This is a genomic window from Pseudomonas sp. ANT_J28 (assembly GCF_008370005.1).
In the GTDB taxonomy this organism is placed as follows: domain Bacteria; phylum Pseudomonadota; class Gammaproteobacteria; order Pseudomonadales; family Pseudomonadaceae; genus Aquipseudomonas; species Aquipseudomonas frigoris.
This window is the reverse complement of sequence record NZ_VOBM01000034.1, coordinates 1-13,519: the sequence shown is the minus strand read 5'-3', so window position 1 is coordinate 13,519 and position 13,519 is coordinate 1. Positions and strand designations below refer to the sequence as shown.

General features: G+C 59.6%; 16 protein-coding genes. 13 read left to right on the top strand and 3 right to left on the bottom strand.

The features are described 5' to 3' along the window. Window positions 1-154 precede the first annotated feature (154 nt). From phaC (FQ187_RS21615) to FQ187_RS21600, 4 genes are all read left to right on the top strand, one after another. Window positions 155-1,834, top strand: a complete 1,680-nt coding sequence (gene phaC, locus FQ187_RS21615; RefSeq protein ID WP_149631025.1) for a class II poly(R)-hydroxyalkanoic acid synthase — start codon at window positions 155-157, stop codon at window positions 1,832-1,834. Window positions 1,835-1,989: 155 nt separating this feature from the next. Beyond that, on the top strand, window positions 1,990-2,844 hold the full coding sequence (gene phaZ / locus FQ187_RS21610; protein ID WP_149631024.1) for a poly(3-hydroxyalkanoate) depolymerase: 855 nt from the start codon (window positions 1,990-1,992) through the stop codon (window positions 2,842-2,844). Window positions 2,845-2,958: 114 nt separating this feature from the next. Beyond that, window positions 2,959-4,641, top strand: a complete 1,683-nt coding sequence (phaC, locus tag FQ187_RS21605; protein WP_149631023.1) for a class II poly(R)-hydroxyalkanoic acid synthase — start codon at window positions 2,959-2,961, stop codon at window positions 4,639-4,641. Window positions 4,642-4,668: 27 nt separating this feature from the next. Beyond that, on the top strand, window positions 4,669-5,289 hold the full coding sequence (locus FQ187_RS21600; protein WP_033055348.1) for a TetR/AcrR family transcriptional regulator: 621 nt from the start codon (window positions 4,669-4,671) through the stop codon (window positions 5,287-5,289). Between the two features lie 175 nt (window positions 5,290-5,464). Here the strand turns inward: FQ187_RS21600 and FQ187_RS21595 are convergent, their stop codons facing one another. The 3 genes from FQ187_RS21595 to FQ187_RS21585 all read right to left on the bottom strand — a co-directional run bounded on the left by FQ187_RS21595 (window position 5,465) and on the right by FQ187_RS21585 (window position 7,095). Beyond that, window positions 5,465-6,256: a phasin family protein gene (locus FQ187_RS21595; protein ID WP_149631022.1), complete on the bottom strand. Its 792-nt coding sequence runs from the start codon at window positions 6,254-6,256 to the stop codon at window positions 5,465-5,467. A 10-nt stretch (window positions 6,257-6,266) separates the two neighbouring features. Continuing rightward, the gene (locus FQ187_RS21590) at window positions 6,267-6,689 is read right to left on the bottom strand and encodes a phasin family protein (protein ID WP_149631021.1); all 423 of its coding nucleotides are present in this window, start codon (window positions 6,687-6,689) and stop codon (window positions 6,267-6,269) included. Window positions 6,690-6,819: 130 nt separating this feature from the next. Next, window positions 6,820-7,095, bottom strand: a complete 276-nt coding sequence (locus FQ187_RS21585) for a polyhydroxyalkanoic acid system family protein (protein ID WP_149631020.1) — start codon at window positions 7,093-7,095, stop codon at window positions 6,820-6,822. Window positions 7,096-7,250: 155 nt separating this feature from the next. Between FQ187_RS21585 and ubiE the strand changes: the two genes are divergently transcribed. The 9 genes from ubiE to FQ187_RS21540 all read left to right on the top strand — a co-directional run bounded on the left by ubiE (window position 7,251) and on the right by FQ187_RS21540 (window position 13,295). Continuing rightward, the gene (ubiE, locus tag FQ187_RS21580) at window positions 7,251-8,021 is read left to right on the top strand and encodes a bifunctional demethylmenaquinone methyltransferase/2-methoxy-6-polyprenyl-1,4-benzoquinol methylase UbiE (protein WP_007948968.1); all 771 of its coding nucleotides are present in this window, start codon (window positions 7,251-7,253) and stop codon (window positions 8,019-8,021) included. Beyond that, window positions 8,021-8,644, top strand: coding sequence for an SCP2 domain-containing protein (locus FQ187_RS21575; RefSeq protein ID WP_129439187.1), 624 nt, complete (start codon window positions 8,021-8,023; stop codon window positions 8,642-8,644). The genes ubiE and FQ187_RS21575 overlap by 1 nt, the downstream gene beginning before the upstream one ends. Beyond that, window positions 8,641-10,245 carry a ubiquinone biosynthesis regulatory protein kinase UbiB gene (gene ubiB / locus FQ187_RS21570; protein WP_149631019.1) on the top strand — a complete coding sequence of 535 codons (1,605 nt, stop codon included), beginning with the start codon at window positions 8,641-8,643 and terminating at the stop codon, window positions 10,243-10,245. Before FQ187_RS21575 ends, ubiB begins: the two co-directional genes overlap by 4 nt. 79 nt (window positions 10,246-10,324) lie before the next feature. Then, window positions 10,325-10,726: a phosphoribosyl-AMP cyclohydrolase gene (hisI, locus tag FQ187_RS21565; RefSeq protein WP_149631018.1), complete on the top strand. Its 402-nt coding sequence runs from the start codon at window positions 10,325-10,327 to the stop codon at window positions 10,724-10,726. Continuing rightward, entirely contained in the window at window positions 10,719-11,051 is a 333-nt protein-coding gene (locus FQ187_RS21560; RefSeq protein ID WP_007899279.1) for a phosphoribosyl-ATP diphosphatase, read from the top strand. Before hisI ends, FQ187_RS21560 begins: the two co-directional genes overlap by 8 nt. A gap of 25 nt (window positions 11,052-11,076) precedes the next feature. Next, a complete protein-coding gene (locus FQ187_RS21555; protein WP_129439192.1) occupies window positions 11,077-11,355 on the top strand; it encodes a twin-arginine translocase TatA/TatE family subunit in 279 nt (92 codons plus the stop codon). 10 nt (window positions 11,356-11,365) lie between these two features. Then, window positions 11,366-11,800 (top strand): Sec-independent protein translocase protein TatB, encoded by a 435-nt coding sequence (gene tatB / locus FQ187_RS21550; protein ID WP_149631017.1) that lies wholly within the window; start codon window positions 11,366-11,368, stop codon window positions 11,798-11,800. Beyond that, window positions 11,797-12,591 (top strand): twin-arginine translocase subunit TatC, encoded by a 795-nt coding sequence (gene tatC / locus FQ187_RS21545; protein ID WP_149631016.1) that lies wholly within the window; start codon window positions 11,797-11,799, stop codon window positions 12,589-12,591. Before tatB ends, tatC begins: the two co-directional genes overlap by 4 nt. Next, window positions 12,588-13,295: a 16S rRNA (uracil(1498)-N(3))-methyltransferase gene (locus tag FQ187_RS21540; RefSeq protein WP_149631015.1), complete on the top strand. Its 708-nt coding sequence runs from the start codon at window positions 12,588-12,590 to the stop codon at window positions 13,293-13,295. Before tatC ends, FQ187_RS21540 begins: the two co-directional genes overlap by 4 nt. Window positions 13,296-13,519 lie beyond the last annotated feature (224 nt).

Below are 13,519 nucleotides of genomic sequence, written 5' to 3'. Positions count from 1 at the left end.
GTAACCAATGGAGCTGGCAAGGTACCTGCAGTGCTCTCTGAACTAAAAAGCAGCGATGCAGAATTAACGGTCACCCGAGCAGTAGTACCTGGCATTGGCTGTGGACTGCACAGCTGGACCCAGGTACTCGTCTCAGGACAATGGAGCGTCGTAGATGAGTAACAAGAATAACGATGACTTGAAGTATCAGGCCTCGGAAAACACTTTGGGGCTGAATCCTGTCGTTGGGCTGCGTGGAAAGGATTTACTGGCTTCTGCTCGAATGGTGCTAAGGCAGGCCATCCGACAACCGATTCACAGCGCCAGGCATGTCGCCCATTTCGGTCTTGAACTGAAGAACGTGTTGTTCGGAAAATCCGAGCTTCTACCGACAAGCGATGACCGTCGCTTCGCCGATCCGGCCTGGAGCCAGAACCCGCTCTACAAACGTTACTTGCAGACTTACCTGGCGTGGCGCAAGGAACTCCACGACTGGATCGGCGACAGCAACCTCTCGCCCAAGGACGTCGCTCGCGGGCATTTCGTGATCAACCTCATGACCGAAGCCATGGCCCCGACCAACAGTGCGGCCAACCCGGCGGCGGTCAAACGCTTCTTCGAAACCGGCGGCAAAAGCCTGCTCGACGGCCTGTCCCATCTGGCCAAGGACCTGGTGCACAACGGCGGTATGCCGAGCCAGGTCAACATGGGTGCGTTCGAGGTCGGCAAGAGCCTTGGCGTCACCGAAGGCGCGGTGGTGTTTCGCAATGACGTGCTGGAATTGATCCACTATCGGCCGACCACCGAGCAGGTGCACGAGCGCCCACTGTTGGTGGTGCCACCGCAGATCAACAAGTTCTATGTTTTCGACCTGAGCCCGGACAAGAGCCTGGCGCGCTTCTGCCTGCGCAACAATGTGCAGACCTTCATCGTCAGCTGGCGCAACCCGACCAAGGAGCAGCGCGAGTGGGGTCTGTCGACCTACATCGAAGCGCTCAAGGAAGCGGTCGACGTTGTCACCGCGATCACCGGCAGCAAAGACATAAACATGCTCGGCGCCTGCTCCGGCGGCATCACCTGCACCGCTCTGCTGGGCCACTACGCCGCGATCGGCGAGAACAAGGTCAACGCACTGACGCTGCTGGTCAGTGTGCTGGACACCACCCTGGACAGCGACGTGGCACTGTTCGTCGACGAGCAGACCCTCGAATCCGCCAAACGCCACTCTTATCAGGCCGGCGTACTGGAAGGCCGTGACATGGCGAAAGTTTTCGCCTGGATGCGCCCCAACGACCTGATCTGGAACTACTGGGTCAACAACTACCTGCTGGGCAACGAGCCGCCGGTGTTCGACATCCTGTTCTGGAACAACGACACCACACGGTTGCCCGCAGCGTTCCACGGCGACCTGATCGAGATGTTCAAAACCAACCCGCTGATCCGTCCTGACGCACTGGAAGTGTGCGGCACACCAATCGATCTGAAGCAGGTCACTGCCGACATCTTCTCCCTGGCCGGCACCAACGACCACATCACCCCGTGGAAGTCCTGCTACAAATCGGCGCAACTGTTCGGTGGCAAGGTTGAATTCGTGCTGTCCAGCAGCGGGCATATCCAGAGCATTCTGAACCCGCCGGGCAATCCGAAATCGCGCTACATGACCAGCACCGAGATGCCGGTCAAGGCTGAGGAGTGGCAAGAGAACTCCACCAAGCACACCGATTCCTGGTGGCTGCACTGGCAGGCATGGCAAGCCGAGCGCTCGGGCAAGCTGAAGAAGTCTCCGGGCAGTTTGGGCAACAAGGCTTATCCGGCGGGCGAAGCTGCGCCGGGCACCTATGTGCATGAGCGATAACTGACACACCTCGCCCTCCTGTGGGAGCGGGCTTGCTCGCGAAAGCGATTGATCATTCAACAGTGATGTCTACTGACCTGACGCATTCGCGAGCAAGCCCGCTCCCACAGGGGATCGGGGGTGAAATTGAGACAGTGACCCACAGGGCCTGAAGCATGCCGCAACCGTTCATATTTCGTACCGTCGACCTGGATGGCCAGACCCTCCGCACGGCAGTACGCCCCGGCAAGCCTCACTTGACGCCCTTGCTGATTTTCAACGGCATCGGCGCCAACCTGGAGCTGGTGTTTCCGTTTGTCGCGGCGCTGGACCCGGACCTGGAAGTCATCGCCTTCGACGTCCCTGGTGTCGGCGGTTCGTCGACGCCAAGGCGACCCTATCGCTTTCCGGGCCTGGCGAAACTCACGGCGCGGATGCTCGACTATCTCGACTACGGGCAAGTCAACGTAATCGGCGTTTCCTGGGGGGGCGCCCTCGCCCAGCAGTTCGCTTACGACTATCCCGAGCGCTGCAAGAAGCTCGTTCTGGCGGCCACGGCGGCTGGCTCGGTGATGGTGCCGGGCAAGCCGAGAGTCCTGTGGATGATGGCCAGCCCACGACGCTACATCCAGCCGTCTCACGTGATTCGCATTGCGCCGATGATCTATGGCGGGGCGTTCCGTCGCGATCCGACCCTCGCCGCCAGCCATGCCGCCAAGGTCCGCTCGGCAGGCAAACTCGGTTACTACTGGCAGCTGTTCGCCGGCCTCGGCTGGACCAGCATTCATTGGTTGCACAAAATCCACCAGCCAACCTTGGTACTGGCCGGTGACGACGATCCACTGATCCCGTTGGTCAACATGCGGTTACTGGCCTGGCGGATTCCCAACGCCCAGTTGCACATCATCGATGACGGGCATCTGTTTTTGATTACCCGGGCCGAAGCAGTGGCTCCGATCATCATGAAGTTTCTCGAGGAAGAACGTCAGCGTGCCGTGATGCATCCGCATCCGGCGCCATTGGGCGGCTAATCGGCCCATTGTCGGTCAGGAAGACGCAGCGCCGCGCAACAATCCGCAACAGCGTCTATGGTGTTCTGGTTCGGTGTATCTGTATTTGGCCTGAAGACGAAGGAGTGTTGATTCATGCGCGAAAAACCAGCGAGGGAATTTTTGACCACTCCCGCCGCGTTCATCAACGCACAGAGTGCGATTACCGGCCTGCGTGGTCGGGATCTGTTTTCCACCCTGCGCAGCGTTGCCGTCCATGGTTTGCGCAACCCGGTGAACACTGCCCGACACGCCTTGAAGCTGGGCGGTCAACTGGGCCGCGTGCTGCTGGGCGAAACCCTGCACCCGATCAATCCGCAGGACAATCGCTTTGCCGACCCGGCGTGGAGCCTCAACCCTTTTTATCGCCGCAGTTTGCAGGCCTACCTGAGCTGGCAGAAGCAGGTCAAACACTGGATCGACGACAGCAACATGACCCCGGACGATCGCGCCCGTGCCCACTTCGCGTTCGCCTTGCTCAACGACGCCATGGCACCGTCCAACAGCCTGCTTAATCCGCTGGCGATCAAGGAGATCTTCAACTCCGGCGGCAACAGCCTGGTGCGAGGGATCGGCCACCTGGTCGACGACTTCCTGCACAACGACGGCCTGCCCAGACAAGTCACCAAGCAAGCTTTCGAGGTCGGCAAAACGGTCGCCACCACTACGGGCTCCGTGGTGTTTCGCAATGAGCTGCTGGAGTTGATCCAGTACAAGCCCATGAGCGAGAAGCAGTATTCCAAACCGCTGCTGGTGGTGCCGCCACAGATCAACAAGTACTACATTTTCGACCTGAGCCCGCAGAACAGCTTCGTCCAGTTCGCCCTGAAGAACGGCCTGCAAACCTTCATGATCAGTTGGCGCAATCCGGATGTACGTCATCGCGAATGGGGGCTGTCGACGTACGTTGAAGCCGTGGAAGAAGCGATGAATGTATGCCGGGCGATCACCGGTGCTCGTGAGGTTAACCTGATGGGCGCCTGCGCAGGCGGGCTGACCATCGCCGCCCTGCAAGGTCACTTACAGGCCAAGCGGCAACTGCGGCGAGTGTCCAGCGCAACGTACCTGGTTAGCTTGCTCGACAGTCAGATGGACTCGCCTGCGACCCTCTTCGCCGACGAACAGACGCTTGAAGCGTCCAAGCGTCGCTCCTATCAGAAAGGCGTGCTGGACGGCCGCGACATGGCCAAGATCTTCGCCTGGATGCGCCCCAACGATTTGATCTGGAGCTATTTCGTTAACAACTACCTGTTGGGCAAGGAGCCGCCAGCGTTCGACATCCTTTACTGGAACAACGACAACACACGTTTGCCGGCAGCCTTGCATGGCGACTTGCTGGACTTCTTCAAACACAACCCGCTGAGTCATCCGGGAGGTCTGGAGGTGTGCGGCACGCCGATCGACTTGCAGAAAGTCAACGTCGACAGCTTCAGCGTCGCGGGCATCAATGACCACATCACCCCGTGGGATGCGGTGTATCGCTCGACCCTGCTGCTGGGTGGCGAGCGACGCTTCGTGTTGTCCAACAGCGGTCATGTACAGAGCATTCTCAACCCACCATCAAACCCGAAAGCCAACTTCGTCGAGAGCACGAAGCTGAGCAGTGACCCGCGGGCCTGGTATTACGACGCCAAGCAAGTCGACGGCAGTTGGTGGACCCAATGGCTGGGCTGGATTCAAGAACGTTCAGGCGCGCAAAAAGAAACCCACATGGCGCTCGGCAACCAGAACTATCCACCGATGGAAGCAGCACCCGGTACTTACGTGCGTGTGCGCTGACGTTCAATGAACCATTAAGAAGACTGGATGAAAACCCGCGACCGGATTCTCGAATGTGCTTTGCAGTTGTTCAATCAGAAGGGCGAGCCGAACGTCTCCACCATGGAGGTTGCCAACGAAATGGGCATCAGCCCGGGCAACCTCTACTACCATTTCCACGGCAAGGAGCCCCTGATTCTCGGACTGTTCGAGCGCTTCCAGGCCGAACTGGCGCCCCTGCTCGATCCACCGGCCGATGTGGAACTGGCACCGGAAGATTACTGGTTGTTCCTGCACCTGATCGTCGAGCGCCTGGCCCATTACCGATTTCTGTTCCAGGACCTGTCGAACCTCGCCGGGCGCTTGCCGAAACTGGCCAAGGGCATACGCAACCTGCTCAATGCGTTGAAGCGCACACTGGCTTCGTTGCTCGCACGATTAAAGGCTCAGGGGCAATTGGTCAGCGATACCCAGGCATTGGGGCAGCTGGTGGAACAGATCACCATGACGCTGCTGTTCTCGCTGGACTATCAGCGGATTCTTGATCGCGAGGGTGAGGTGAGATTGGTGGTGTACCAGATCATGATGCTGGTGGCGCCGCATCTGTTGCCGCCGATCAAGGTGGCGACGGAGCAACTGGCCCTTCAATACCTCGAAGAACACGAATAACCCCTGTGGGAGCGGGCTTGCTCGCGAAAGCGGTTTATTATTCAAAAATGATGTCGACTGACCCACCGCTTTCGCGAGCAAGCCCGCTCCCACAGTGGATCTGCGGTGTTCATTAATCTATGCATAAAAAAACGCCCGACCTTTGCAGGCCGGGCGTTTTCTTGAGCCCTGAAAATCAGGACTGACTGGTTGGCGTCGAAGGAGCTGGCGCGACAGTCGGGGTTGCAGCAGGGGTCGGCGCAGTAGCGGAGTTCGATGCACTGACCGGGGCCGGGGTTGCCGGTTTGGCGGCAGCCACTGCTGGTTTTGGTGCAGCCGCTTTCGCAGCTGCCGGCTTTTTCACCGCTGGCTTCTTCGCTGCGGCGGGTTTGGCCGCTGCAGTTTTGGAAGCCGGTTTAGCGGCTGGTTTTGCTGCCGCTTTGGCTGCAGGTTTCGCTGCGGCAGTTTTGGCCGCTGGTTTGGCAGCCGGTTTAGCGGCAGCTTTAGCCAGTGGTTTGGCAGCCGACTTCGCCGCAGGTTTGGCCGCCGCGGTTTTCGCCGCAACAGGCGCCACCTTGGCACCGGTGAGTTTTTCGATTTGCTTGGTCAGGGTATCGACCTTGCTGTGCAGTGCTTTGACTTCATTGCGGCTCGGTACACCCAGGCGCGAAATGGCGCTGTTCAGACGCTTGTCGAAAGCCCCTTCCAGCTCATCCCACTTGCCCAGTGCGCGATCTTTCACGCCGCTGATGCGCGACTTGGCCGACGAAGCAGAGTCCTTGGCAGCATCGACTTTTTTGCCGACAGCGCTTTTGGTGAGCTTCTCGGCTTTCTCGCCGTCTTTAACCAATGTATCGAAGAGTTTGCTGCCGTCACTGTCGATCTTCGAGTACACGCCTAAACCAGCCAGCCAGATTTTGCGGGAGTAGTCTTCGACTTTCCCGATCCACGAGCTGCCTTCTTTTTCGGTGTTCTTTTTACCAGCCATCCCGTTCTCCTTAAGATTTACGCGCGACGCGTTCGAGCAATGCCGTCAGCTCATCGAGCTTGGCAGAGAGTGTCTCAACGTCATGTTTAGACGGAATGCCGATACGATTCAAGGTACTTGCGACACGCGAGTCAAAAGCCTTCTCGACCTTGTCGAGTTGAAGTTCGACCTTACCTTTGAAAGTAGTGACTTCACTCTTGGCTTCATCGATCTCGGCATTCGCTGCTTCAAGTTTCTCGGCAACTACCTTTTTGCCTTGCTTTTCAACAGTTTGACCAGCCTTGATCAACTCTTGAAAGTACTCGCTGCCCTCTTGGCCGACCTTGGTGTAGGCACCCAGGCCTGCCAGCCAGATCTTGCGGGCATAAGATTTAACGTCGCTCAGAGCAGTCGTCGAAGCGTCGATTTTTTTCTTCAAAATAACTTTGGCCATGGTGCACCTCACGCGCAGAAGGTTTGAGGAACTGCCCGCGAAAGAGTCGGGCTCAGGCACAAAGTAGTGAGAATAATTAGAAACGGCACCCTAACAACTGACACACATCGGTGATGCCTTCTTTCCGGGATCAGGCCAACGCTTTATCGAGGGCCTTTTCGATTTCCGATTTGATGGTGCCGCTCATGGCCGACATCAACAGGCCAAGTTCGACATCGACCTTGATCGAATCCTCGCCCACATACACCGCGCCTTTCACACCGGAACGTTTGAGGTTCAGGGTGTCGCCGGACCATTGCGGCTCCAGGCCATATTGATCGGACAGTTTCTGCGCCAACTTGTCGGCCTTCTCGCGGGCCGCTTCTTTACCCAGGCCATGGGCACGCTCAACACTAATACGGGCCATCAAATGACTCCTGCTTTATGGATAATTTCCTGAAGCATCTTGACCGCTGCTGCGGCAAAACGTCCCGGTGGTTACCTATCTTACCTGCAGCCTTGCCAAGACAAAGCAGGCCACCGGGATTAGAATGTCCCGCATTCTCTTCTGGTGACAGCGATATGACTGATCAGCGCAAAGGCAGCGATGCCGAACCCACCACTCACTTCGGTTTCAAAAACGTTCCGGAAAGCCAAAAAGCGGAAAAAGTCGCTGAGGTTTTCCACTCGGTAGCCGCCAAGTACGACTTGATGAACGACCTCCTGTCGGGCGGCATGCACCGTCTGTGGAAGCGTTTCGCGATCGAGCTGTCGGGCGTTCGCACCGGTAACCGCGTGCTGGACATCGCCGGCGGTACCGGCGACCTGACAAAAAAGTTCTCGCACCTCGTTGGCCCGACCGGCCAGGTCGTGTTGGCCGACATCAACGAATCCATGCTCAAAGTCGGTCGTGACCGCCTGCTGGATCTGGGTGTGGCCGGCAACGTCGAATTCGTTCAGGCCGACGCTGAAAAGCTGCCGTTCCCGGACAACCATTTCGACTGCGTGACCATCGCTTTCGGCCTGCGCAACGTGACCCATAAAGAAGACGCCCTGCGTTCGATGCTGCGCGTGCTGAAACCGGGCGGCCGTTTGCTGGTGCTGGAGTTCTCCAAGCCGACCAATGCACTGATGTCCAAAGCCTACGACGCCTACTCGTTCGCCTTCATGCCGCTGATGGGCAAGCTGATCACCAACGATTCGGAAAGCTATCGCTACCTGGCCGAATCGATCCGCATGCACCCGAATCAGGAAACCCTGAAGTCGATGATGGTCGAGGCCGGTTTCGACCGCGTGACCTACCACAACATGACCGCAGGCATCGTCGCCCTGCACCGCGGCATCAAACCCTGATGTTGCTGGCCGGCCTGCTCGCCAGCGTTGAACTCGGTCTGAACCGGGTGCTGCGTCTCGACAGCACGGCGCTGCCGCGGCTGGCGCATTTGAGTGGCAAGGTGATTGCGGTCGACTGCCGCAGTCCGGCGTTGCAAGTGTTCATCCTGCCCAGCGACGAAGGCTTGATGCTGGCGTCCCACTGGGAAACCGGCGCCGACTGCACCTTGCGCGCACCGGCCTCCAGCCTGTTGAAACTGGCCATGAGCAAGGACAAAACTTCGGTCCTGCATGCTCCTGAAGTCGAACTCGACGGCGACAGCGGCGTGCTGCTGGAGCTGGCGGCGATCCTTCAGGACCTTGAACTGGACTGGGAGTACGAACTCTCGCGCTGGCTGGGACCTGTCGCCACGCAACTGCTCGGCGGTCACCTGCGCAGTCGCGCACGCTTTTATCAGCAAGGGTTCGCCAGCCTGAATCAGAACCTTGGCGAGTACCTGGCCGAAGAATCGCGCACCCTCGTCGGTCAGCGCGAAGCTGAAGCCCGTTTCAGTGAACTGGACCAGATCAAACTCGATCTGGAACGTCTCGAGGCGCGTTTCGAGCGCCTTTCCCGATCCCTCGACCCAAGCGATAACGCATGAAGCTGCTTGCCGTCCGCCGTTTGTTGCGCATCCAGCGCGTTGTGATTCGCTACCGCCTCGATGACCTGTTGTTCGCCCTGCCACTGCCGTGGTTTCTGCTGGCGCTGCGCTACGCCTTGCCGTGGCGCTGGTTCCCGCGCAAGACGCTGGACCTGAGCCGTGGCGCGCGATTGCGTCTGGCGTTACAGGACCTGGGGCCGATTTTCATCAAGTTCGGGCAAATCCTGTCCACCCGCCGCGACTTGCTGCCGGAAGACATCGCCGATGAGCTGATGAAGCTGCAGGACCGCGTGCCGCCGTTCGACTCGCAAGTGTCGGTCAATCTGATCGAAGAACAGCTCGGCAAAAAGATCAGCGAAGTCTTCAGCCGCTTCGACGTCGAACCGCTGGCCTCGGCCTCGGTGGCGCAGGTGCATGCCGCGCAGTTGAAAACCGGCGAAGAAGTAGTGGTCAAGGTCATCCGCCCGGGCCTTAAACCGATCATCGCGCAGGATCTGGCGTGGCTGTTCATCCTCGCCCGCGCCGCCGAAAAACTCTCGGCCGACGCGCGCCTGCTGCACCCGGTGGACGTGGTCCTGGACTACGAAAAAACCATCTACGACGAACTCGACCTGCTGCGTGAGGCGGCCAACGCCAGCCAGCTGAAGCGCAACTTCGACGGCTCGCCATTGCTCTACGTGCCGCAAGTCTATTGGGACTGGTGCCGGCCGAAAGTGCTGGTGATGGAGCGCATCTACGGTATCCAGGTCACCGATCTGACGACGCTGGCTGACCAGCGCACCGACATGAAAATGCTCGCCGAACGTGGCGTGGAGATCTTCTTCACCCAGGTGTTCCGGGACAGTTTTTTCCACGCCGACATGCACCCCGGCAACATCTTCGTCAGCACCGTGAACCCGTGGAGCCCGCAGTACATTGCGATCGACTGCGGCATCGTCGGCAGCCTGACCCCGGAAGACCAGGACTACCTGGCGCGCAACCTGTTCGCGTTCTTCAAGCGTGATTACCGTCGCGTCGCGCAATTGCACATCGATTCGGGTTGGGTGCCGGCGGAAACCAAACTCAACGAATTCGAAGCGGCGATCCGCACCGTGTGCGAGCCGATCTTCGAAAAACCGTTAAAAGATATTTCTTTCGGTCAGGTGCTGATGCGCCTGTTCCAGACCGCCCGGCGCTTCAACATGGAAGTGCAGCCGCAGCTCGTTTTGCTGCAAAAAACCCTGTTGAACATCGAAGGCCTGGGCCGTCAGTTGTACCCGGACCTCGATTTGTGGAACACCGCCCAGCCGTTCCTCGAACGCTGGATGCGCGAGCGCGTCAGCCCCAAAGCCTTGCTCGGCAACGTGCAGAGCCAGTTCGAGCAGTTGCCGCACCTGGCCAACATGGCCCGCGACCTGCTCGAGCGCATATCCCAGCCTCACGCCTACGACCCGCCACCACCGTGGCACCGCCGCAAGGACGATTGGCTGCTGCGACTGCTCGGCTGTGCGCACCTGGCCGGCGGCACCATACTCGCTGCCGGTGGGCCGCTGAACGAACTTGGTCATTGGCCGGCCGGGATCATGGTGGCCGTCGGCTTGTATCTGGTCGTTCGCCGATAGCCAGCGCCCCCGCACGCTGGCACACTGTTTCAACGCCTGCCCGACTAATGAAGTGTTGGGCCCGCTGTCGGAGTCGAAGATGAAAAACTGGCTGGACGAGATCAAGTGGGACGCCGATGGCCTGGTGCCGGCGATTGCCCAGGATCACAAGACCGGGCGCGTCCTGATGATGGCCTGGATGAACCGTGAAGCGCTGGAACTGACCGCTGCCGAGAACCGCGCCATTTACTGGTCTCGTTCCCGCGCCAAGCTGTGGCGCAAGGGCGAAGAGTCCGGCCACGTGCAAACCCTGCTTGAGATGCGCCTGGACTGCGACGCGGACGTGATCATCCTGATGGTCGAGCAGATCGGCGACATCGCCTGTCATACCGGCCGCCAAAGCTGCTTCTACCGCGTCTTCGAGAACGGCGACTGGAAAACCGTCGACCCGGTGCTCAAGGACCCGCACGCCATCTATTCCGCAGGACACAGCCATGAGTGACACTCTGACCCGTCTGGCCCAAGTGCTGGAAGAGCGCAAAGGCGCCGCCGCCGACAGCTCGTATGTCGCCAGCCTGTACCACAAGGGCTTGAACAAGATTCTGGAAAAAGTCGGCGAAGAGTCGGTCGAAACCATCATTGCCGCCAAGGATGCCGCCATCAGCGGTGACTGCAGCGATGTGATCTACGAAACCGCCGATTTGTGGTTCCACAGCATGGTCATGCTCGCCCAACTGGGGCAGCATCCACAGGCTGTACTCGATGAACTGGACCGTCGTTTCGGTCTGTCCGGACACGCCGAGAAAGCCTCGCGTCCGTCCGCCTGAACAACTATTAGAGAGGAGCAGCAACATGGGCATTTTTGACTGGAAACACTGGATCGTCATCCTGGTTGTTGTCGTGCTGGTGTTCGGCACCAAGAAACTGAAAAACCTGGGCACTGACGTGGGTGAGTCGATCAAGGGCTTCAAAAAAGCCATGAACGATGAAGACAAGCCAGCTGACCCGACGGTAACGCCGGCCCAACCGGTTCCACCCGTTCAGCCACAGACCACACAGTCTGTGAACCAGCCGCACACCATCGACGTGCAGGCGCAAAAAGTCGAAGAGCCGATCCGCAAAGACGTGTGAGCACTGACTAATGTTTGGTATCAGCTTCTCTGAACTGCTGCTCGTCGGCCTAGTGGCCCTGCTGGTGCTGGGCCCCGAGCGTCTGCCGGGTGCTGCACGCACCGCCGGCCTGTGGGTCGGCCGTCTGAAGCGCAGCTTCAACGCGATCAAACAGGAAGTTGAACGTGAAATCGGCGCCGACGAGATTCGTCGGCAACTGCACAACGAGCACATTCTGTCGCTGGAGCAGGAGGCGCGGAAGATTTTCACGCCGACTCAGCAGGAGGCTACACCGGTTCAGCCGGTTGAACCTGTGGCGGAGCAGACGATTCATGCTCCGATTGCAGCGGAACCTGCCCCAGTTGTAGCGGCGGTAGAACCTGCACCCGTAGAACCTGTTGCTCCTGCCGCCGTGCCGTCAACGCCGGCTCCTCACGACACCACTTTGCCGCCGCGAGCCCCATGAGCGATCGCCCCGAAAACGACCAGCACATGCCGCTGGTTTCGCACCTCACCGAGTTGCGTACCCGCCTGCTGCGTTGTGTAGCGGCGATCTTCATCATCTTCGCCGGGTTGTTTGCCTTTACCCAGCAGATCTACACCTTCGTCTCCACGCCGCTGCGCGCGTACCTGCCGGCCGGTGCGACGATGATCGCCACCGACGTGTCGTCGCCGTTCCTGACGCCGCTGAAGCTGACGATGATGGTCTCGCTGTTCCTGGCGATCCCGGTAATCCTGCATCAGATCTGGGGCTTCATCGCACCGGGCCTGTACAAGCACGAAAAACGCATTGCCGTGCCATTACTGGTCTCGAGCATCCTGCTGTTCTATACCGGCATGGCGTTCGCCTACTACCTGGTCTTCCCGCTGATCTTCAAATTCTTCGCCGCCGCCACCCCGGCCGGCGTGGAAATGATGACCGACATCACCAGCTACCTCGATTTCGTCATGACGCTGTTCTTCGCCTTCGGCGTGGCGTTCGAAATCCCGGTGGCCGTGGTGCTGCTGGTGTGGATCGGCGTGGTCGACGTCAAATACCTGAAGAAAATCCGTCCGTACGTGGTCATCGGCTGCTTCGTGGTCGGCATGATCCTGACGCCGCCGGACATCTTCTCGCAGACGCTGTTGGCGGTACCGATGTGGCTGCTGTTTGAAATCGGCATCCTGTTCGGCAGTCTGGTCAGTAAACGCGGCGAGCACCCGGACGACCAACCGGCTGACGATCACAACGACCAGCCGCCAGCGACCCAGCCGTGAACCTGCTGTTGCTCGAAGAGGCCGATTTCATTGCGGCCGACCGGGCGATCCTGCGTGATCGCCGGTTGACGCACATGCAAGAAGTCCACCGCTCGGTTGTCGGCGACAGCCTGCGGGTCGGGCGCATCGGCGGGCTGATGGGTTCGGCCGAACTGCTGCGCCTGGACGCCGATGAAGCCGAATTGCGCGTCACCCTCGACCAGCCAGCACCCGCCAAGCTGCCACTGACCCTGATACTGGCCCTGCCACGCCCGAAAATGCTCCGTAGGGTGTTTCAGACCGTGGCGGCCATGGGTGTGCCACGAATCATTCTGGTGAACAGCTATCGCGTCGAGAAGAGCTTCTGGCAAACCCCGTTCCTGGAGCCCGAGGCGATTCGCGAGCAGTTGATCCTCGGCCTCGAACAGGCCCGGGACAGTGTGTTGCCGGAAATCGTCATTGAGAAACGCTTCAAGCCGTTCGTCGAAGACCGTCTGCCGGCAATCACCGAGGGCACCCTCGGCCTGGTCGGCCACCCCGGCCATTACCCGCCCTGCCCTCGCGGCCTGACCGAACCGGTGACCCTGGCCATCGGCCCCGAAGGGGGCTGGATTCCTTACGAAATCGACCTGCTCGGCAAGGCCGGCCTGCAACCGGTGCAGCTCGGCGACCGCATCCTGCGGGTCGAAACCGCCGTCACTGCGCTGCTCGCACGCCTCTTCTAAACACCGCAGTAGCAGCTGGCGAAGCCTGCGTTCGGCTGCGAAGCAGTCGCCAATCCGGCGTACTCGGTAAACCTGAAAGACCGCGGCGCCCGATTTGCGACTGCTTCGCAGCCGAACGCAGGCTTCGCCAGCTGCTATGTATGGACTCGCCCCCACTGTCTACCCGCTTTTGAAAAACCGCCGCCCCGTTGCATCTATGTATCAGGCCTATTCGAAGAAGCCGT